We start from the raw sequence: 22,382 nt of genomic DNA on the forward strand, positions 1-22,382 counted from the left end.
AGAAGGAGATGATGCTGTCGTGCTGAATCAGAAGATATGGCAAATGGATCGGTTTCTGGCTAAATTTAAAGAGGTGAAACGTTTTGTGACCCGGGTGGACGGTAAAAGCGGTTCTATCGAGGTAGAGTTTGCCGATGAATACAGGGATGGAGCTTTTCCCCATTACCTGGAATCCCAGGTGATTCGTGAGGCATTGTCGATCGGGGGAGTAGATTGGAGTACGACGGGAGTCAGCGAACGGGGATTTTCCAATTCGTTGGGGTTAGGACATAAATCTCACCGGATCGGATTGAGCGGATATAATTTCGACCGTTTGTATAAATATGCTGAAATACTGGCGGAGAAGGTACAAACCAACCGGCGGGTTACAGATGTCGGTATCGAATTGGGAAATTCCGATTATTGGCAAATGCAGGACGAGGCTGCTTCGGAACTGTATATCAAATACGATATGGAAAAAGTTGCTTTGCATAATTTGAATTTGAGGCAATGTTATGCGACTTTGGCTGCATTGATGGATAAAGGAGATGTCGGCACCTATCGTAACAAAAATCAACGGATTGCTATCGACTATCATTCGTCGCAGCGCGATCAGTTCGACATGTGGCATCTGATGAACAGTTATCTGCCCGTAGGGGACAGGCAGGTGTGTTATGCCCACATCGGAGAAATCGGTAAGCGGTCGGCTGCTACCCGGATAACGAAAAGCAATCAGGAGTATTCGCTTCAGGTGGCTTTTAATTTTATGGGATCGTATAATTTATCCGATCAGTTTATCAAACAGACTACTGAAGAGTTCAATGCGACTTTACCGGTCGGTTTCCGGACGGTTAATCAGAGTTTCGGATGGTATGACGATCAGGGAACCCAATATTGGTTGATTCTGCTGATTGTGGTGATTATCTTTTTTACCTGTTCGATCCTGTTCGAGTCTTTGCGGCAACCGCTGGTGATTATTTCTTTGATTCCGATCTCGTTTATCGGTACTTTTCTGACTTTTTATTTTTCGGGGGTCAATTTCGGAACCGGAGGCTTTGCCTCACTGGTTTTGTTGAGCGGTTTGGTGGTCAATGCCGCTATCTATGTGATAAACGAATACAATGGTTTCGTAAACAGGGAGCGGGAACGCTTGAATCGAACCGATTTGGTCCGGCTTTATATAAAAGCCTATAATCATAAGATTACCGCAGTTTTATTAACTATATTGTCGACTGTGCTCGGACTGGTGCCGTTTTTGCTGGATGGACCGAAAGCCGAAGAGTTCTGGTTTTCATTTGCAATCGGTACGATCGGCGGTTTACTGTTTTCAGTCATCGCCCTGGTATTCCTTATGCCGGTATTGATGTCGTATGGAAAGAAACCGGTGAGGGATAAGCTTAATCGGTAATAAAGTCTTTGGATTGATGGGTGTAACTGCCTTTGGAAGGAATGATCAGAATCAGTAAGGAACCTAAGATGATGATTCCTCCGTAAATATAATCCTGGGTATCCAGCTGTGGACGCATGGCGGCATAATAGAGGGCTGCGATCACTTCCAGTAAATAAGTGAGCACAGGTTGAAAAGCACGTACAGCCATAAAGGTTTCTGAGGTGGAAAATTTTAAAGTTGCATAATAGAGGTAAGTAGTGGATGCATTGATGAATAAACCGGCCAGACAGGCGCTGATAATTGTTTCCGGATGGATCATTTCGGGCAGATCGGGGAGGAGCGTTAGAAAACTCAAAAAAGGAGGGAGCCGATCCCCGAGAAAAAATTTCAGGAGAGCTATGGCAAAGAAAAAGACGATCAGGGACAGGCCTCCGTAAAACATCGTATATCCTGAAATACCGCATTTTTGCCGGACGCTGGTATCCGGATTCCAGATGGTGGTTTCCTCCACGACGATCGAGCGGATGCAACTGGCTGTCGCCGACAGCAACACCAGGATGGAGACAATCACACGCATGTGTACTGGAAGGGAAAAAATAAATAATATAAATCCGAGCAATATAATGAGAATGCCCAGGAAATCCCCTTTATAAGGTATTCTTCGAAAAATGGCATAGGCCAGAATGTAAGTGATTATAATCTCTATGTTGAACAGAAGACTGGTCTCTGTCGAAGTGATATAAAGGAAGGTAGAGATCATCGTGAAACTGCGGATGATCTGCATAATGGTGTACAGCCAGGAGTATTTTACTCCGCTTTTCCAGTTTTGGGGCATGACCTGTTTGCGGATGATCATTAAAGTGACACCGGTGGCGAAAATCATAAAAGAGGTGAATACCATAATATTGACATCGTATTGCAAAACACAAAACCGGTTGACTACATTTAGAATGGCCCAGACGATAACAGTGGATAATGCGAGAAGTACACCTTTCATAGATCTTGTTTTCTAAAGCAGTTCGAATGTCTGTTGTACGTAGAAATGTAAAGATAGTTTAAGCTTTGGCCAGAGCTTTGTTCGGTAGTGTTGGTATACCGTGGCCGGTGTGCTGCCTCTGACGGTTGCTGTGAGTCGGATAAGTACTGATAGGGGCCGTTCCTTTTCCAGGTATACAGAGATACATAGAAAAGGAACAGCGTGAACAGAGTTTAACGTTTGGGACGGAGAAGATCCAGGCCCAGTTCTTTTTCGGATATTTCCCGCATTTCTATTTTCCTGATTTTTCCGGTAACCGTCATCGGGAAAGCATCGACAAATTTCCAGTATCTGGGGATTTTGAAGGTTGCGATTCGGCCTTTACAATACGTATGAAGCGATTCTGCCGATACGTTGTAGCCCGGACGGGGTTTGATCCAGGCCATCACTTCTTCTCCGTATTTTTCACTGTATACGCCGGTGACCTGTACGTCGGAGACCCCTTCGTGGACGATCAGAAAATCTTCGATCTCTTGGGGAGAAATATTTTCTCCACCCCGGATGATCAGGTCTTTGATACGTCCGACTATACTCACATAGCCGTTTTCATCCATGACGGCGATATCACCGGAATGAAGCCAGCGGGTTTCGTCGATGATGGCTTTGGTGTCTTCGGGATTATCCCAGTAGCCTAACATCACCGAATATCCCCGGGTGCAGAGTTCCCCGGCTGTACCCCGGGGGACGATTGCGCCGCTTTCCGGATCTATGATTTTAATCTCTACGTGGGGGTGGACGGTACCTACCGTCGTTACCCTCAGTTCCAGCGGATCGTCCGTACAGCTTTCGGTAGAAACCGGAGAGGTCTCTGTCATGCCGTAACAAACACAAATTTCTGTCATATTCATCAGGGATTGTACCTTGCGCATGGTATCGATCGGACAAGGTGCACCTGCCATGATACCTGTTCGGAGAGATTTTAAATTGTATTTGGCGAAATCGGGCAGATCCAGTTCTGCAATAAACATGGTCGGGACACCGTATAAGGAGGTACACCTTTCATTTTCGACAGTCTGTAACACCTGTTCCGGATCGAAAAATTCTCCGGGGATAACGATACAGGCCCCGTGAGTGACGATAGCCATATTGCCCAATACCATACCGAAACAATGGTAAAAAGGAACCGGCAGACATACGATATCTTTTTCCGTGTATTTCAAGCGTTCCCCGATGAAAAATCCGTTATTCAGGATATTGTGATGGGAGAGAGTCGCTCCTTTGGGATAACCGGTTGTACCCGAAGTATACTGGATATTGACAGGATCGTCGAATTGCAGGGAGGCTTCCCGTTCGGCCAGTCGGGCATCGCTCACCTGAGAAGCGCTCGATAAAAAAGTTGCCCAGTCGCGGTCGATGATGACGGTTTGTTTGGGATAAAGACAATCCGGACGGAGCTCGTCCAGCATTTTGATATAATCGGTTTTCCGGAAGTGGGAGGAAGCGATCAAAAGATCGATCCGGCTTTGTTCCAGGGCATAACGCAAACCCGAAAGTTTGTATCCCGGATTGATGTTTACCATAATAGCCCCCATCAAGGCTGTGGCATATTGTACCAATACCCATTCGTAGCGGTTCGGTGACCAGATGCCTACCCGGTCGCCCCGGCGAATCCCGTGGGCCATCAAGGCCTTGGCTACCTGTTCGACTTGTTCCAGAAATTCACTGTAATTGGCCCGGTATTGTTGATACTCGGAAATCAAAGCAGTCCGTTCCGGAAATTTTGCTGCTATTTGTCGCAGATTCTGACCGATTGTCTCTCCTTTCAACGGAATATCTGATATTCCGCAGGCATAGGATAATGTTGCTTGCATAGCTATTAATTTATTGTCGTGTTTTGTGTGCGACCACAAAATAACGACAATAAAATGAAACAACATAGCTTATTTATCAATAAATGAGATATTTACACAAATGACGTCAAGGTGTGCAAAAATTTTTGTCTTTATTTCACAAACCGGAAATAAGTGTGAAAAATAAATGGATGGTTTCTATGCCCTGGAATATCGATAAGCGACTTTTCAAACTTGAGCTGTCTTTTGAAAAAAGAAAGATTGGCGGAACTTCATTTCCTGATCCCTGTTATCGATCAGAAACGAAGCTCCGCCAATCGGCAGAATGACCCTCAAAAGGAGGTTAACTACAACAAACCGTTGGATAGTTTCTTGTTATCAATGAGCCCACTCAGCGAAAAAATCGTTGCCTTTGTCATCGACGATGATGAAGGCCGGGAAGTTTTCTACGCGGATTTTGCGGACAGCTTCCATACCGAGTTCTTCGAAATCGACCACTTCGACCGATTTTATGCTGTTCTTAGCCAGAATGGCTGCCGGTCCACCGATCGATCCCAGATAGAATCCGCCATGCTTTTTGCAGGCATTAGTGACGTCGATCGAACGGTTGCCTTTGGCTACCATGATCATAGAACCACCTAAAGACTGGAACAGATCGACATAAGGGTCCATACGCCCGGCTGTCGTCGGTCCGAAACTACCTGATGCCATGCCTTTCGGAGTTTTGGCAGGACCGGCATAATAGACCGGATGTTTTTTGAAATATTCGGGCATCGGTTTGCCTTCGTCGATCATTTGTTTGATCCGGGCATGGGCGATGTCCCGGGCAACGATCAGGGTCCCTGATAGGTTCAAACGGGTTTTCACCGGATATTTGCTCAGTTCTTTCAATACGTTTTCCATCGGTTGATCGAGGTCGATATTGACCGCCGGAGTTAAAGCAGGACTTTCTGCCGGCAGAAAACGTGCCGGATTCTTCTCAAGTTGTTCGAGGAAAATCCCTTCTTCCGTGATTTTACCTTTGATATTCCGGTCGGCACTACAGCTGACTCCGATGCCGACAGGACAAGAAGCTGCATGACGCGGAAGACGGATCACACGTACATCGTGTACCCAATATTTACCTCCGAACTGGGCTCCGATACCTTTGTCCCGGCAAATCTTCAAGATCTTTTCTTCCCATTCCAGATCCCGGAAAGCACGGCCACCTTCATTACCCGAAGTGGGGAGATGATCGTAGTAGCCTGCCGAGGCTTTCTTGACTGTGGTCAGACAAGCTTCGGCCGAAGTGCCGCCGATGACTACCGCTAAATGGTAGGGAGGACAGGCCGAAGTACCCAGATCCAATACTTTTTGCTGGATAAATTTAGTCAGGGTTTCTTCGTTCAATAAAGCTTTTGTCTGCTGGTAAAGGAAAGTCTTATTGGCAGAGCCCCCTCCCTTGGTGATGAACAAAAATTCGTATTTATTGCCCTGTGTGGCATAAAGGTCGATCTGTGCCGGCAGATTGGTCCCGGTGTTTTTTTCTTCTGTCATGGTAAAAGGCACTACCTGGGAATAACGCAGATTGCGGTCCCGGTAAGTTTCGAATACCCCTTTGCTGATCGCTTCGGCATCATTGATCCCGGTCCATACGTTTTCTCCCTTTTTACCGATACAAATGGCCGTACCGGTATCCTGACAGGTCGGTAGTTCCCCTTCTGCCGAAACCACTTGGTTCATCAACATGGTGTGGGCAACGAATTTATCGTTGTCACTGGCCTCCGGATCTTTCAGGATGTCGGCTAATTTTTGCAAATGAGCGGCGCGCAGGTAAAAGGAGACGTCTGAATAAGCTTCGCGAGCCAATAACTCTAACCCTTCACGCTCTATTTTTAAAATCTTACGTCCTTCACATTCGATCGTTTTTACATAATCTTTTGTCAAAAGGCGATACACTGTGGTATCATTTTCAATAGGAAACGGTTCCTGATACTTAAATTCTGCCATACTTATCTGGATTGATTTATGAATTCATTATTTGCGCAACGAAATTAAAATTAATAAATGAAAATCCCGAGAGTTTTAAAGAAAAATTTCTGTAATTAGAAATGATCTGAATAAATCATGGAGGAATATATGGATTTTACTATTTTTGTAAAAATTAACGGCAGAATAGTTTTATCCGTTTATACTTTTTTATTTTGAATATGAATACTGAGGTTGTTTTTATTATTATCGTTGTTTTTTTAGTTGCTGATTTTATTGTAGAACGGATTTTGGAATGGGTGAATATGCGGGCTATGGCGCCTGTATTACCTGAAAATCTTAAGGGAATTTACGATGAAAAAGAATATGCACGTTTTCAGAATTATAAGCGCGAAACGAATCGTTTCGATCTGATCAGTTCCACTTTTTCTTTTATCGTGATGATGGTGTTTTTGTGTACAGGAGGTTTCGGTTGGTGGAATGCCTGGGTGGTGACCTGGACAGATCAGGCGGTTTTACAGACCTTACTTTTTATGTTGGGCTTGTCGCTGGTTTCCGGGCTACTCGGTTTGCCTTTCGATTGGTATGCTACTTTTCATATTGAAGAAAAATATGGTTTCAACAAAACGACAATGAAGACCTATGGATTGGATTTACTCAAAGGAATGTTGGTTTCCGGGGTGATCGGCGGACTGTTGCTGTCGGCTGTCGTCTGGTTTTATGAATGGGCTGGTTCTTTCTTTTGGTTGTATGCCTGGGGAATAGTTTCTGTATTCTCGGTTTTTATGGCTATGTTTTATTCCCAGTTGATTGTACCTTTGTTCAATAAGCAGACTCCTTTGGAGGCCGGGGCTTTACGGGATAAAATCAATGCTTTTGCAGAGAAAGTGGGCTTTAAACTGGACAATATTTTTGTAATCGACGGATCGAAGCGTTCTACGAAGGCAAATGCTTATTTTACCGGTTTCGGTCCCCGCAAACGGATTGTCTTGTATGATACCCTGATAAAGGATTTGACCGAGGAAGAAATTGTTGCTGTCCTGGCCCATGAAGTCGGACACAATAAAAAACGGCATACCGTTCAATTTATGCTGGCATCTGTGATTCAGACCGGTGTGATCCTTTGGTTGTTTTCGCTTTTTGTCAACCAGCCGGCTTTGTCAATGGCTCTGGGAGGTGACCGGGCCTGTTTCCAATTGGGATTGATCGCTTTTACCATCCTCTATTCGCCGTTGAGTATGATATTGGGATTGGTGATGAATGCCTGGTCGCGGAAAAATGAATATCAGGCAGATGCTTTTGCTGCCCGGTATTACGATGGTGAATCGCTCATTTCCGGCTTGAAGAAGATCTCTGTGAAGTCTTTAAGCAATCTCACCCCCCATCCACTGTACGAATGGGTATACTATTCGCATCCCTCTTTGTTGAAAAGAATCAGGGCGATCGGACAGGTAGAAGCTGTGGATGCCGAGTAAATCCGGTTTACCTGAAATATAGGTATGTTTTTTCTTTCTATTCCGATTCCGGATTTTATACCGTCAGACCGGTCCGTTAAGACTTTCGTTGATTTTATCGGTTTTTCTCCTGTTCGGAAAAACAAAATCTTTTGTTTTTCTTTCGCTTATTCGAAGAACTCACTGAACGGCGGAACCCCTTACTGCGCAAAAAACTTTACGTTACGTTTCCGTCAGACACCATCGGTCGTTCGAAAAACCGAACCGGATACTCGTTCCCGCTCCAATGGTCTTCCGGCATTTTATAAACTCCAATTCATACTTCCCTCTCGAACTCAAGCGTATAAACGAAGCTATCGGCCCGGTAATAGCCGATATTCCATTCCAGAGGGCGTCCCCCCGGGTCATATACAAATCGTTTTCGGATGAGTATAGCGTCCCCGGGCTTGATTTCAAGCTTCTGAGCCAGAAATTTGTCGGCAAGCTGGGCACTGATTTCTTCTTTCGAAATTTTTGCAACAGAACTATAATCTTGTTCTAATATTTCGTATAGGGGACGGGAAAAATCTTCATTACCGGTCAGCCCTATCCGGGGATTGAAATAAGAGATGAAATAAACGAACGGAAATTCCGGATTACCCCGTAAACGCTCCAGTTTTAATATTTTCTTTTCATCGGTGATGGAGAAAAAACGACAGATCTCTTCTGAAGGAAGCGCCCAGCTGGTATGTAATTCATAGTTGGTCGGTTCGATTCCCTGCGCTTTCATTTCCTGGGTGAAACTCAACCAGTTTTTGGCTTTCGAGCTGACCGATTGGTTGACTACTATAGTACCGATCCCTTTTTTTCGGACTAATAACCCTTCAGTGACCAGGTTGTTGATCGCCTGGCGCAGCGTATTCCGGGAAATTCCCAATTGTTTCGACAAATCTACTTCGTTGGGTAACATCTTCCCTTTTTTATACTCCGGTTCCCGGATGATGTTCCTCAATTGATTTTCTATTTGTAGATATAAAGGTATCGCACTATTGTGATCGATCGATATTTTCATGATTGAAAAATTTAAGCAAAAGTAGGAAAATTGTATTTGCGAAAGTAAAATTTCATTCTTATAAATCAAAAAAAGTAATTGTTTTTTAGTAGTATGTTTGGATAATATGCTGATCGTTAGTTTGTTATTTGTTCGGCTTGTGTCGGTAAAACAATAAAAAGAGATAAACTTTGTAACAATAAAAAGAATGCACTATATTTGTCAATGTATAAATGTCTATACATATTAATGTGGTGAAATAATGGAATATTTATTAGGAATCGATATCGGGGGAACTCATGTAAAAGGTGGGATTGTCACAGGGACTACCGGGAAGATGGATCAGAGGACTATAGTTTATGAGAAAATAGATGCCGGAGGCTCTGCTACTTCGATTATAAAGGGGATACTTCGGGTGATTACAGCATTGAAGAAAGGGCGTTCTGAAAACGAATGGCGAGGTATAGGAATTGCTATACCCGGGCCTTTCGATTATACCCGGGGAATAGCTGCTATTCATGGGGTACGAAAATTCGATGCCTTATTCGGTTTGGATTTGAAAGAGGAAATAAAAAGGGTATGCAGTTTACCGGTTGTCTTCCTGAACGATGCTTCTGCTTATGCTTTGGGAGAATATTATGGGGGAGCGGCTCAGGGGAGTGAGAGGAGTATGGTCGTTACGGTCGGGACCGGACTGGGAAGTACGTTTATGGCCCGGGAAGAAATATTGGACGAAACGACGCCCGCCGTTCCGGAACACGGATATTTGTATAATATTCCTTTTCGGGATAGTATTGCGGACGACTATTTTTCTACCCGCTGGTTTGTAACGAACTGGAATCACCGCTTTCCCGATAAAGCGGTGATGGATGTGAAGACATTGGCGGAATATGCTTATCGGGGAGAACAGGCTGCTAAAGTCCTGTTTGAAGAGTTTGCCGATCATTTTACCGGATTTATAGCTCCTTTTCTGAGACATTTCTGTCCGGACTGTTTGGTGCTCGGGGGAAATATCATGCGGGGTGCCGATTTATTTCTGGAACGGATAAAGTCTGAGTTGGAAACCCAGGGGATCGGAGTGAGAATAGATACTTGCCGTTTATGGGAAGATGCTCCGCTGATCGGGGCGGCGATGTATGCGAATCAGGTCTTGGGCCGGAGTGGGATGGAAGAAGAGGCGGTAAAGAGAAATACAAAACAGTATCTGGCTCCTATGAAAGCACAGGCAACTCCCCGGGGTGTTTATGATTTGTATCCGGCTTTTCCGGTCGGGGAGAATAAGATCCGTTCGGGGATAGGGTGTTTGGCCGATTGGATAGAGCGACACGGGCAGGTGGTTATCGATGGTTATGGAGGAGTGTTTTGGGACGAACTGGTGAGCGAACTGGGAGATGAATTTCGTCGGAGAGGGAAGTGTGTACGTTGGTTCCGTACCGATGTCGCGATGCGGGATGCTCGGACGTTGGAGGAAATGCTCGCTCCCGATCTGGGAGGAGAAGATCCGTTGTTCGGCCGGATGACGGAGAGACAATTGAGGGATTGGTTTGATCCCGGGAAGTTGAACGCTTTTAGGCCGGACCAGGAGGCCGATATCAATGTGCTGATCGGTATAGGAGCTGCTTTGGCCGGATGGAAAGCACCTTTGATCTATGTCGATGTACCTAAAAATGAAATACAGTTTCGCATGCGGGCCGGGTGGGTGAAAAATCTGGGTATGAATAAACCGAAGAATAATCAGCAAACCTATAAACATTTTTTCTTTGTGGATTGGGTTGTGCTGAACCGGCATAAAGCGGAGTGTCTGCCACAGATAGAGCTGATTGTGGATGAACAACGCAGGGGACAGCAATTGCTGATGATGAGCGGGGAGGATTTGAGAGAGGGATTACACCGGATGGGAAGAAATTTCTTCCGGGTTCGCCCTTGGTTCGAACCCGGCGCATGGGGAGGGCAATGGATGAAACAACACATCCCGGGATTGAATGAAGAAGTGCCTAATTTAGCCTGGTCTTTCGAATTGATGGTTTTGGAAAATGGACTGATGTTCGAAAGTAACGGATATCGTTTGGAAGTTTCTTTCGATTTTCTGATGTATAACGATTACCGTCAAGTTCTGGGAGAATCGGCCGATGTGTTTAAAACCGATTTCCCGATTCGTTTTGATTTTCTGGATACTTTCGATGGAGGTAACCTGTCGGTACAGTGTCATCCCCGGACTACGTACATCCGGGAACAGTTTAATATGCCTTTTACACAGGATGAGACGTATTATATCCTGGATAGCCGGCAGAATCCCCAGGTTTATCTGGGATTTCAGGAAAATATCCGGCCTGAAGAGTTCGGCGAGGTATTGAAACAGAGCCAGGCAGAAGGTAAGACGATAGACATTGAAAAATATGTACAGAAATTTCCGGCACACAAACACGACCTTTTTCTGATACCCAACGGAACGGTTCATGCTTCCGGAAAGAATTGTATGGTGCTGGAAATCAGTAGCGCTCCGTATATTTTTACTTTTAAAATGTACGATTGGCTGCGATTGGATTTGAATGGGAAACCCCGTCCGCTGAATGTACAGCGGGGAATGGATAACCTCTATTTCGAACGGAAGGGAGAACGGGTGGCAAAAGAACTGGTTTGTCATCCCGAGGTATTGGAAAAAAACGAACATTATACACTCGAACATCTGCCGACCCATGAAAAGCATTTTTACGATGTCCATCGGTATACCGTCGAAGATGCGGTGGAAGTAGAAACTGAAGGGAGTTGCCAGGTTTGGATGGTGGTGGAAGGGAAAGCAGTAAGGGTGGAGACTCGCGAAGGAATGAGGCAACGCTTTAATTATGCCGAAACGTTTGTAATTCCTGCTGCTGCCGCTACTTACCGGATTATAAATGAAACACCGGGAGAAAAGGTGATACTGGTAAAAGCTTTTATCAAAAAAGGATATGGGTTTGAATAAAGTCGGAAAGAAGTAGGATACCGGCAAATTCAGAAAGGGATTTTGCGTACATCGGTTTTGCATCCTTGTAGAGGGAAAATATACTTGTAAATTTAATATATACAAACTTAAGAAAAATTCTTAAGTTTGTAAAAAATATTCTATAGACGGATGGTATGAAGAATAAGATGCAAATACTGGGACGTATATCGTTGGGATTACTGATCTGTATAATACTGGGACAGGGAATTTGGTTGTATCGGGTACGTGAAATGGAAAATCATGGATTCGAGCAGACGGTCGGCCGGGGACTGAACGATATCTTGTGGGTGGAGGTGATTTTCCTGATCGGGTTTATCGTTTGTTTAGTTTGGCAAAGGGGTGTGGTGAAAAGGATTGAACGAAGGACACCGGTACAGATGATGGGGAAGACACCTTCGGAAGAGATACCTTTAACGGAGTGGATGGCAGTGATCGACGGTAAGCTGCAATGCGAGGGGATTGCCTTGTCTGTGGAGGAGGAATTGAAATTGAATACGATAAAAACGCACTTGGTGGAAATGGCTGAAACCATCGATATGCAGCAGAGTGCTTTAAAGACCTCGGTATGGAAAATCGACCGGGAAAATATCGATCTGAAATCGGAGATGGAAATGATCGTTGAGTTGTTTTCTCTGATCCGGCCACAGGCACTGGTGGGTTACCAAATCGACGAAGGAGCGGAATATCCTTGTTTGGATAAGGTATATTTTTATTATCTGATCCTTTGTTTGGTAGATAAAGCTATTGTATCTGCCGGAGTTCACCCCGTAGTGAGGATCGAATTTTATACCGACAAGAAACATTATATGTTGACAGTCGAAGATAATGGCAGGAAAATAGATCCGGGAGACAGGCAGCCGGAACAATCCACCGGGGCGGGACTGGCCTTCGTCGTACAGCAAGTGGTCGGTGGTTATGGAGGAAAAATCCGCTTTATAAGTAAACCGAACGGAAACAAGTGTATGATCACTTTACCACAGAAACGGAATTAATTGAAGTACGAAACGGCGATTACCGCTCGCTCCTCTTTTCTTGAAGGAAGGGCATAAAAAATAGAGAGGAACTTGAGAAGAGAGTCTGGCAGACAATCTTACTTCAAGTTCGCTCTCCTCTATATGCAGTGGAGTATAGCGACAACACTAGAGATGGAGTGTTATAATCTCGGAATGATTGTTTTCCTGAGATAAGGCATAAATGGTATTTTCTTCGGCACTATAGCTGATCGAAGAACAAGCATTTTCCAGGCGGTAAGTACGCACGTGCGAACCGTTCCAGTCGAATACCAGTATGGTTTTGCCTTTGTCGACGTCCAGATTATGTTGTTTTAGCGTCCGTCCTGAATACAGGGCATAGATGTAATCATCCGATACAGCCAGATCACAGAACCCGAAAATATGATATTTGGAATAATTGACCGGATGGACTAAACCACGGCCTTTGGGACGGTGACGGTTGAATTTTACCTTGGCAGGGGTCAGATGTACTTCATTGACACGGGTCAGTTCGTTACCGTTGATTTCACAAATGTCCAGGCAACCGGTTTGCATATTGGCGCAGGCCAAGCGTTCGAGCGTCGGTTTTACTGCTAAGGTATTGCTGGCATAAAATGCACTTTTGAGCGTATCCGTCAGAGTGGGATCGGCACAGGCCGGATAACTTACACTATAGGTGTCGTCTCCGGATACTTGACTGATGCAATAACGGCCTTGGGTATAAACTCCGGTCGACAACAGGCGGTCACCGATCCGGATGGCTCCGATAGGGGTCTTGTTGTTGTCGGTGAGGGAAGTGAACGTAGGCTGGTAACCCGGAGTCGCATATTCGTTCAAGTTAATTTCCACGAACTTTTTAGTTCCGAAATCGAATGCCGAAACGATGTCTCCGTTTAGGTTCATACTGATAAAATACATGCCTTCTCCTTCGTTTCTGCCTGCCGGTACTAAACGGGTAACGGTTCCGTTTTCGCTGTCATAAATGGCGAAACGGTAAGCGCTACTGGGAGTAAGAAAAGCATATAAGTTTCCTTTTTTTACAAATTTATAAGGAGAGATAATGTTCAATGCCTCCACATCGATTTTGTCTGTTTGGGCATATTGAAGCTCTGTCACCTTCGTCCGTACTAACGGAGAAGATTCGGTCTCTAAGGTCGGATCGGATTGACAACTGCCGAGCAGAAGAGCAGGGATGATGAAGTAATATAGTTTTTTCATGTTAAATCTTATTGAAAACTACTTAATCCGAAATGAGTACCTACATGACCCTCTGAATCAATACCAAAACATACCTGTCCTACATAGATACATCTGGGGGCTGGATCAGATTCTTTTTCAGCTAAAGCATCTATATTATCAAAGGTAATACCAGTAATTGTAGATTCTTTAGAAAACATAAAATTAATAGACAATGCGGTCAGAATAATAATTCCTCCCATAAAAATTCTGGCTTTTTTTCTCATTTTTATATTTATTGGTTTTTGCGCTACAAAGTTAGGAAAGATTCTTAATTTTGTAAAAAAAGGGATATTCTTTAATATGCTAAAGATTTAAGATATGAAAAATAATATGAAAATTATGGGCCAATTGTCCGTTGTCTTATTGATATGTGTGCTATTAGGACAAGGGATGTGGTTATACCATGTGCGCGAAATAAAGCTTGGGGAATTTCGTGAAAGTGCAAATTACGTTTTATTAAATACAACTTATAGATATTTATATGATGAAAGTTTGAATTATGCTAAAAATAATAGATTAACGTATAGTTTGACAATGGACAATTATTTTTATTGGTATTATGACAATAAAAGGGATTCTATTCCGATCAAATCTCCCGATATGGTTGATAAATTAGGAAAATTGATCACCTATGATTATTTGAATAAGCATGGATTATTTGATATTTTTCGATTGAACGGATTGTATATAGAGTATTTAAAAGAAAAAGGTATTACTGAAAATCCCATATTAAAAGTTTTGAATATTGAGGGAGAAGAATTACAATCTACAGGAAATCTAAAGAAAAATTGTAATTCTATTATGACCCTTCCTATCGAGTTAGGGTATGAGAATAAACATCAATTATTAGCAACCTTCGAACTTCCCTTTGTTTTCCGTGCTTTAAGTGGTATTTTATGGGGTGAATTGATATTCATGATCGGTTTTATCTTCTGTTTGGTTTGGCAGTGGTGTTCGATACGGATGACAGTGCGTAGTGCGCGGATACAAACGATGGGAATGACGCATTTGGAACATGAATTGAAGAAGCCTTTGGCAACGATGATTTCGGTAGTAAATGGTATTCTGGAGGGGAAAGATTCTGTCTTATGTCCCCGGGATACGACAAAATTGACTATGGTAAAGGCGCGTTTGATGAAGATGGCGGATATCACCGATACGATGCTGACTTCTCTAAAGACTTCTGTATTGATGATAAACCGGGAAGTGATCGATCTGAAATTCGAGATGGAAATGACGACCGAAATGTTTTCATTGATCCGGCCTTACGCACGGGTGGGTTACCGGATTGCTGAAGGACTGGAGTATCCATGTTTAGATAAAATATATTTCAATTATGTCGTTGTTAATTTGGTGGATAATGCCATTAAATATGGCGGTACTCATCCCGTGGTGAAAGTTGACTTTTATACTATCGGTGACAATTATGTGCTGACCGTCGAAGATAACGGTATGGGAATCGCACCCAAAGATCAGAAGCAAATTTTCAAACAGTTCTACCGTGTAAAAAATCAACAAGTGACCAAAACTACCGGTTTCGGATTAGGCTTGACTTTTGTCCACAAAGTAGTTTGTGCATACGGAGGAAGTATCCGGTTGGAAAGTGAATTGGGAATCGGCAGCAAGTTCACCATCACCATACCTCAATAGCTCACGGGGACAGGGCAGTGAGCTATTGTTACGCTTTTTCAATTTTCTCAACCGGTAACCCTGTATATTTGGATATGGTGTCGTACGGTAAACCGTCTACTTTCATTTGGCGGGCTATAACGAGCTTCTCTTTTTCTATACCTTCCACAATTCCTTCTGCTCTTCCAACTTCTATGCCTTTTGTCATTCCTTCTTTAATTCCTTTTGCCATTCCTTTCCGGATAGCGCTGTTATATAGTGTTTTCTCGACACTGATGATATCCCAGAATTTTTCGTAACCCAAAAGCTGTGCTTCGGTGAAAGCAGATTCTTCTACGGCGTTCACGGCTTTTTTTACTTCCGGATTGGCCAACAGCTCAGGCGGCACTTCGCGGGTATGTTCATTGATTTCCGTCAGGAAACGAAGCCAGAGTACTTGCATTTTCTTCTCAGAATAGGTATGTGGGTTGAATTTGGGCAGTTCGACGAAAATCAAGTGTAGGCCTTCGATCACTTTTTCAGTGTGTTCCATGTGTACTAGCTGATAATAATGATAAAAGCCTTCGAGCTCAGGCTCGAATACTTCATTTACCAGATTCAGCGAATATACCGGCTGCAACAGTTCGTATTCCTGACCGGTGTCGATTTGCCGTACATAGGCCTTCGAAGCATTGAACAATACCCGTTGGCGAAACTCCGGAGACCAGATCATTTGCATCTCGACGATAAACTGACGTCCTTCTGCATCGCGGCAGCGGACGTCCACGATACTGTTCTTGCGTAAAGGATTTTCCGGTACGAGTTCGGCCGGAAGGTATTCTATCTCCCTGATCTCATGCCTGGGTTTTAAGGGCAACAGGGCGTTCAGCAAGCTGATCACCAGGTCGGGATGCTCGCCGAAAACATGTTTGAAAGTCAGATCGGCTTTAGGATCGAGATAACGCATAGATTTCCTTTCCTTTTTAATTTAAAGCAAATATAAGAAAAAATAGGCAAATAAAAAATACTGTGTTTGTGAGAGAAAAGATAGCGCAGGGCCCTGTCCCCCGTGGGCTATGTTATTTTAAAAATAATTATTTAAATTTACCCCATGTTATAGATCGGGTCTATTGTGAACTCACTCAGTTGTAATATTTAGTATGAAAAAAGTTGGTGGAAAATTATTGGGATTTGTTTTTGGTGTAGGCATATTGTTTGCTCTTTTGCCAGAGAAACAGGCCGGTGCTCAGGATTTACTTATTAACATTTAATAAAATCGTATGAAAAAAGGAATTTATCTTTTGGGATTAGGAGTCTTGCTGTTGCTGTGTATGGATTTACAGGCAAAAGTACGTCTGCCTCACTTCTTTTCTTCCAATATGGTATTGCAAAGGGATATGCCTATCCGGGTGTGGGGAAAAGCGGATAAGAATGAAGTGATTTCCGTCGCTTTGAATGGAAGTGTGCAAACGGCAAAAACCGGGAAGGATGGAATTTGGAGGGTGGAATTGCCTGCTATGAAAGCCGGGGGACCTTACGACATGCAGATCGAATCCGCAGAGGAGACGATCGGTTTAACCAATATATTGATCGGAGATGTTTGGGTTTGTAGCGGACAATCGAATATGGAGTTCGGTTTGAATAATGTTATAAATGCCGGGCAGGAGATTGCTGCCTCCACTTTGCCGGATATCCGTCTGTTGAATGTTCCGAAAAATATGCAATCGAAGGAGCAGTTCGATCTGGAGCCTTGCGAATGGACTGCCTGTAATCCTCAGACGTCTCCTCTGTTTACGGCTGTCGGTTACTTTTTCGGTAAAGAATTGCAACCCGAAATCGGAGTGCCTGTCGGATTGATTCATACTTCCTGGGGAGGTACCGATATAGAAACCTGGACCAGCTGGGAGACGGCTGTTAAAACCAACGACACTTATAAAAAATATGCCGGAAAGGAGCAGGAGAAAGCGATGGGGTATTCGATGGATAATATCAGGTTATATAAAGAAGCCTTGAAAAAAGACAAAGGTTTGGTTCAGAAATGGTATGTTCCGGCTTATAAAACCAAAGGGTGGAAGACGATGGCAGTGCCGAAAGTCTGGGAGGCAGAACTGGCGAACGAAGATGGGATTGTTTGGTTTCGGAAAACCATTGATTTGCCGGCGGGTGTGACAGGAAAAAAAGCCAGAATAAATCTGGGGGCAGTGGATGACGAAGACCTGACCTATGTCAATGGGGTGAAAGTAGGAGAAATGAATTTCTGGATGCCCAACAGGTCTTATGAAATTCCGGCAGGTGTCCTGAAAGGGGGAAATAATGTGATTGCTGTTCGCATTACGGATACCGGCGGCTTGGGAGGAATCCTCGGTAAAGCTGAGGAAGTATACCTGGAAATCGATGGACAGAGATATTCGCTTGCCGGTGATTGGGTGTATAAGCCTTCGGTGGTGACTTCGATGTATAAAGTCAGTGGGATTAGTCCGAATAGCTTCTCTTCCTTGTTGTACAACGGGATGGTGCATCCCTTGATCGGATATGGGATAAAAGGGGTGATCTGGTATCAGGGAGAGAATAATGCGGGCAGAGCTTATCAATATCGTACGTTGTTTCCGGCTATGATAAACGATTGGCGGCAACAGTGGGGATATGAGTTCCCTTTTCTGTGGGTACAATTAGCTAATTTTATGGCGGTGGAAGATCAGCCGAAAGACAGCGATTGGGCAGAACTTCGTGAAGCACAGAATATGACCCTGAGTTTGCCGAAGACCGGACAAGCCGTTATTACCGATATCGGTGAGGCTTTCGATATTCATCCCAAAAATAAACAGGAGGTGGGGAAACGATTGGCGAAAGCAGCTCTGCAGGTTGCTTACGGACAACCTGTTTTGGGAGAAGGTCCCGTTTATAAGTCTATGAAAGTGGAGGGAGAGAAAGTGATCCTGACATTCGGGAATGTCGGCAACGGATTGACGACCAGCGATCGTAACCGTTATGGGTATGTCAACGGTTTTTCCATTGCCGGAGCTGATCGGAAATTTGTATGGGCAAAGGCTTACATCGATGGGAATAAAGTCGTTGTTTTCAGTGAGAAAGTACCGAATCCGGTAGCTGTCCGTTACGGTTGGAGCAATAATCCTTATGACGACAACCTCGTAAATAGCGCCGGTTTGCTGGCTTCTCCCTTCCGTACAGACCAGTGGAAAGGAATTACCGAAAAATGAGCAGGTTTTTCTGGTTTGACAGAAAAGATCAGTAAAGGCTACGGTTTCTGGTTAGTGCTACGCTGAGTGGTGGAACTTCGTTCCGGGTAAAAAATTCCCTTTCAGAACCGCAGGTTCGCCAATCAGGAGCCTGCAAGGCGACATTGACCAGAAACGAAGTGACACGGATCCATTTAGAGGTGCTCCTTCATCACTTAAGGTTCTTGACGCACTTTATAAACCAATTTAATTCCCGGACTGAATTTTACGGAAGAATCGGTTGGGGGTTGGTATAAAATTTGTTTGCAGGAGGCATGATAACAAAGGATTGAATAGATAATGAAATATTGACCTGATGAAAGCGATTATTATAACCATAGGGGATGAAATTTTAATGGGACAAATTCTGGACACGAATTCGCAATATATTGCCCGGAGTTTGACCGATATGGGGGTAGAGATTACAGAGATTTTATCGATCCCGGATAAGAGGGACGAGATTTATGAGACGGTGGAATATGCGATGTCTGAGGCGGATTTGATCATCATAACCGGAGGTTTGGGACCCACGAAGGACGATGTTACTAAAAAGGTACTCGCTGAATATTTCGGTTCACAGTTGAAAATGAACGAGGAAGTATTCGCTCGGCTCGAAGAAATGTTGAAGAGGAGAGGATTGACTATGAACGAAGGAAATCGCTCCCAGGCTTTATTGCCGGATAATTGCCGGATTTTACGTAATGATAAAGGTACAGCTTCGGGAATGTGGTTCGAAAAAGGCTGGAAGTCACTGATCTCTTTACCGGGAGTACCCTTCGAAATGGAACATTTGATCGATACTTCCGTGATGCCGGAATTGAAAAAGAAGTATCCGCATTTACAATTGGAATACCGGATGCTGAAAGTATACGATGTCCCAGAATCCCAATTGGCACAAATGCTGGAAAATTGGGAAGATGCCTTAAAAGAGGGATTGAAATTGGCTTATCTTCCTTCTCCGGGACTGGTGAGATTACGTATTACGGCGAAAGGGGAAAGTGTAAAACACCTGGATGAATGTTACGAAAGCCTGAAAGAAGTATTAAAGGACGTGAGATATGCCGAGGGAGACGACGTTCTGGAGAAACAATTAGGCGAACTGTTGCGTAATAAGAAAGTCACTATGGCCACGGCCGAGAGTTGTACAGGAGGTTACATCGCTCATTTGATCACTTCTATTGCAGGGAGTTCGGATTATTTTAAAGGAAGTGTAGTTTCCTATGCGAATGAGGTGAAAGTAAATGTATTGGGAGTGAATGCCGCAGATTTGGAACGGGAAGGAGCTGTGAGTGAGGCTGTGGTATTACAGATGGCCGAAGGAGTAAGAAAGATCACCGGAGCAGATTATGCGGTGTCGACCTCAGGCGTAGCAGGACCGGGAGGTGGCACGCCGGAGAAACCGGTAGGGACGGTTTGGATCGGAGTAGCGACACCCCGGAAGAGTTATGCAAAATTGTTCACTTTTTCGTTTACCCGCGAAAGGAATATAGCGAAGGCAGCCTCTAAAGCCATGGAAATGTTGCTGGAAGAAGTGAGGGAAAACGAAAAGTAGAAGAGGATATGATGAAGCGACGTTATATGATACCTTTACTGATCCTTGTTGTTTTAGGCATTGCCTATTGGGCGGGCCCCCGGCTACCTCGTACGGAATTGAATACGGACCTACCGGATCTACCGGTTGGAATCGACCGTATCAGTGAGTATGTGCAGGACAGGGAGGCTCGGTTACCGGTGAAGCCCGATAATCAGGGAATCATTTTATGGGGAGATTCGGTTGCTCGGCCTACAACCTACGTATTGCTTTATCTGCATGGATTTACGGCCAGCCGTTTCGAAGGCCAGCCGATCATATCCGATTTTGTAAAAGAATTTAGAGTGAATGCTTATCTTCCCCGGCTGGCGGCCCACGGCTTGCAAGGTACGGAGGCTATGCTCGGTATGACGCCGGCTAATCTTTACAATTCGGCTAAAGAAGCCTTGGTGATCGCTCACAAATTGGGGAAGAAAGTTATTATAATGGGGACATCCACCGGTTGTACGTTAGCTTTGATGTTAGCGGCCGATTTTCCCAGGCTGGTGGATGCCCTGATCTTATATTCACCGAATATTAAAATTAAAAATCCTATGGCCCCCTTGTTGAGCGGTCCCTGGGGATTACAGATCAGCCGGGCCGTACATGGAGGGAAATATGCCGTTTCGGATGATCCGGCAGATAGTGAAGATTGTAAATACTGGTATTGTAAATACCGCTTGGAAGCACAGGTTTATTTGCAGCAACTGCTGGATATGAGAATGAACCGACGGGAATTTGAAAAAGTCTCTCAGCCTGTTTTTTTAGGTTATTATTACAAAGATTCCGATCATCAGGATGAGACGATAGAAGTTAAAGCGGCGTTGAACATGTTCGACGAATTAGGAACTCCTAAAGACGAGAAACGGGCCGTTGCTTTTCCGAATGCAGGCGTACACGTTATTGCCTGTGGTTTATCGTCGAAAGCTATTCCTGAAGTCAGACAACAAACTTTCGATTTTGCCCGTCAAGTTTTGGGTATGAAATAATTCTTCCAACACGTTTGTCAATAAATTATACAAGTATTGTCTGTTTTTTTGACAGATTTAAGGTGCTGTTTATTTGATAAATATCTGAATATAAATTTATTAGTTAAATTGGCATGTCGATTGTGGATCTAGGGTAAAATCCATATTCCTATGATCGATATTAAATTATTTGTACGTAACCTGATTCACAATAAGCTTTATTTTGCTATTACGGTTTTGGGATTTGCTATCGCATTGACTTTTGTACTGGTGTTGAGTGTTTATATTCGTCAGGAACTATCGGTAGACCAATTTCATCAAAATAAAGACCGGATTTATCGGGTGGTCGATGAAGAGGGATCGTATTGGGGGGCTGTGATTGGTAGCGAACTGCAAAGTAAATATCCTGAGATCGAATGTTATACAAGATATTATAATCAGAACTATATGGTAGAAATTCCTCATCAGGAAAAAATCCTGATGCAAACAGCTCTGATCGATTCTTCATTTTTCCGGATGTTCTCCTTTCCCTTGATTAAAGGCGATCCTGCTACTGTGTTACTCGATAAGAATAATATTGTACTGACGCGTTCTTTTGCCCATAAAGTTTATGGTTCTGAGGATATTCTGGGAAAAGAAATTGTTATCAACGGTAAACATCGGCTGATCGTTACAGGCGTTATGGAAGATCTTCCTTATAATACTCATTTTGGGGTTACAGAAGGATTTGTCCGTTTCGATCTATTGGCAGATATTTGGGAAATGCCACGGATATTGGAAGAAAACGGTAATAGTTCTTTCGGATTATATCTCCTGACTTATCCGGGTACGGATATCGTTTCAAAAAAGGACATTATCCTGCGGGATTTTAAGAGTACTTACTGGAAATATCGTGATGGTTTTAGTAGTAAACTGGATTTTGAACCATTGAGTGCGGTATATTGGGGAGGAAAGACATCTAATAGCAAAACACAGGGAAACAGCAAAACAACCCTGGTGGGATTGTCCGTAATCGCTTTATTGATTTTGATATTGGCTTTAATAAACTACAATAACCTTTCCATTGCTCAGACTACGAATCGGGCCAAAGAAGCGGCTATCAAAAAATTGTTAGGAATCAATAATACGACCTTGTTTTG

At 43.8% G+C, this 22,382-nt stretch carries 16 protein-coding genes; 9 read left to right on the forward strand and 7 right to left on the reverse strand.

What is annotated here, in order from left to right; genetic code table 11:
* Positions 1-1,387, forward strand: a 1,387-nt coding sequence (locus WS34_RS10950) for an efflux RND transporter permease subunit (protein WP_046404806.1), incomplete at its 5' end; no start/stop codon positions are given.
* Here WS34_RS10950 and WS34_RS10955 read toward each other — a convergent pair.
* The 3 genes from WS34_RS10955 to WS34_RS10965 form a co-directional block, all read right to left on the reverse strand.
* The gene (locus tag WS34_RS10955; RefSeq protein WP_013610856.1) at positions 1,377-2,366 is read right to left on the reverse strand and encodes an EamA family transporter; all 990 of its coding nucleotides are present in this window, start codon (positions 2,364-2,366) and stop codon (positions 1,377-1,379) included. The two genes, WS34_RS10950 and WS34_RS10955, sit on opposite strands and share 11 nt — an antisense overlap.
* Positions 2,367-2,578: 212 nt before the next feature.
* Positions 2,579-4,216, reverse strand: a complete 1,638-nt coding sequence (locus WS34_RS10960; RefSeq protein ID WP_046404808.1) for an AMP-binding protein — start codon at positions 4,214-4,216, stop codon at positions 2,579-2,581.
* Positions 4,217-4,573: 357 nt separating this feature from the next.
* Positions 4,574-6,184, reverse strand: coding sequence for a fumarate hydratase (locus WS34_RS10965; RefSeq protein WP_022161070.1), 1,611 nt, complete (start codon positions 6,182-6,184; stop codon positions 4,574-4,576).
* A gap of 200 nt (positions 6,185-6,384) precedes the next feature.
* On the opposite strand from WS34_RS10965, the gene WS34_RS10970 reads away from it, so the two are divergent.
* The gene (locus WS34_RS10970) at positions 6,385-7,638 is read left to right on the forward strand and encodes a M48 family metallopeptidase (RefSeq protein WP_022161069.1); all 1,254 of its coding nucleotides are present in this window, start codon (positions 6,385-6,387) and stop codon (positions 7,636-7,638) included.
* 295 nt (positions 7,639-7,933) lie between these two features.
* On the opposite strand, the gene WS34_RS10975 is transcribed toward WS34_RS10970, so the two are convergent.
* On the reverse strand, positions 7,934-8,662 hold the full coding sequence (locus WS34_RS10975; protein ID WP_197699712.1) for a GntR family transcriptional regulator: 729 nt from the start codon (positions 8,660-8,662) through the stop codon (positions 7,934-7,936).
* A gap of 247 nt (positions 8,663-8,909) precedes the next feature.
* Between WS34_RS10975 and WS34_RS10980 the strand changes: the two genes are divergently transcribed.
* A complete protein-coding gene (locus tag WS34_RS10980) occupies positions 8,910-11,609 on the forward strand; it encodes an ROK family protein (RefSeq protein WP_118122329.1) in 2,700 nt (899 codons plus the stop codon).
* 155 nt (positions 11,610-11,764) lie between these two features.
* Positions 11,765-12,622, forward strand: a complete 858-nt coding sequence (locus tag WS34_RS10985) for a sensor histidine kinase (protein WP_046404810.1) — start codon at positions 11,765-11,767, stop codon at positions 12,620-12,622.
* 147 nt (positions 12,623-12,769) lie between these two features.
* Here WS34_RS10985 and WS34_RS10990 read toward each other — a convergent pair whose 3' ends face one another.
* The gene (locus WS34_RS10990; protein WP_046404812.1) at positions 12,770-13,840 is read right to left on the reverse strand and encodes a BF3164 family lipoprotein; all 1,071 of its coding nucleotides are present in this window, start codon (positions 13,838-13,840) and stop codon (positions 12,770-12,772) included.
* A gap of 8 nt (positions 13,841-13,848) precedes the next feature.
* Complete coding sequence (locus tag WS34_RS10995) at positions 13,849-14,085, reverse strand: hypothetical protein (RefSeq protein WP_046404814.1); 237 nt, start codon at positions 14,083-14,085, stop codon at positions 13,849-13,851.
* 376 nt (positions 14,086-14,461) lie between these two features.
* On the opposite strand from WS34_RS10995, the gene WS34_RS11000 reads away from it, so the two are divergent.
* The gene (locus WS34_RS11000) at positions 14,462-15,511 is read left to right on the forward strand and encodes a sensor histidine kinase (protein WP_286693725.1); all 1,050 of its coding nucleotides are present in this window, start codon (positions 14,462-14,464) and stop codon (positions 15,509-15,511) included.
* 28 nt (positions 15,512-15,539) lie between these two features.
* Here WS34_RS11000 and WS34_RS11005 read toward each other — a convergent pair whose 3' ends face one another.
* Positions 15,540-16,436, reverse strand: a complete 897-nt coding sequence (locus WS34_RS11005) for an Rpn family recombination-promoting nuclease/putative transposase (protein ID WP_046404818.1) — start codon at positions 16,434-16,436, stop codon at positions 15,540-15,542.
* 313 nt (positions 16,437-16,749) lie between these two features.
* Here WS34_RS11005 and WS34_RS11010 point away from each other — a divergent pair, with 313 nt between their 5' ends.
* The 4 genes from WS34_RS11010 to WS34_RS11025 all read left to right on the forward strand — a co-directional run.
* A complete protein-coding gene (locus tag WS34_RS11010) occupies positions 16,750-18,687 on the forward strand; it encodes a sialate O-acetylesterase (RefSeq protein WP_046404820.1) in 1,938 nt (645 codons plus the stop codon).
* A gap of 334 nt (positions 18,688-19,021) precedes the next feature.
* On the forward strand, positions 19,022-20,257 hold the full coding sequence (locus WS34_RS11015; RefSeq protein ID WP_046404822.1) for a competence/damage-inducible protein A: 1,236 nt from the start codon (positions 19,022-19,024) through the stop codon (positions 20,255-20,257).
* Between the two features lie 8 nt (positions 20,258-20,265).
* Positions 20,266-21,264: an alpha/beta hydrolase gene (locus WS34_RS11020; protein WP_172749474.1), complete on the forward strand. Its 999-nt coding sequence runs from the start codon at positions 20,266-20,268 to the stop codon at positions 21,262-21,264.
* A 150-nt stretch (positions 21,265-21,414) separates the two neighbouring features.
* Positions 21,415-22,382 (forward strand): ABC transporter permease (locus WS34_RS11025; RefSeq protein ID WP_046404824.1); only part of this gene is annotated, 968 nt, incomplete at its 3' end.

The organism is Odoribacter sp. N15.MGS-14 (assembly GCF_000980245.1).
Taxonomy (GTDB): Bacteria; Bacteroidota; Bacteroidia; order Bacteroidales; family Marinifilaceae; genus Odoribacter; species Odoribacter splanchnicus.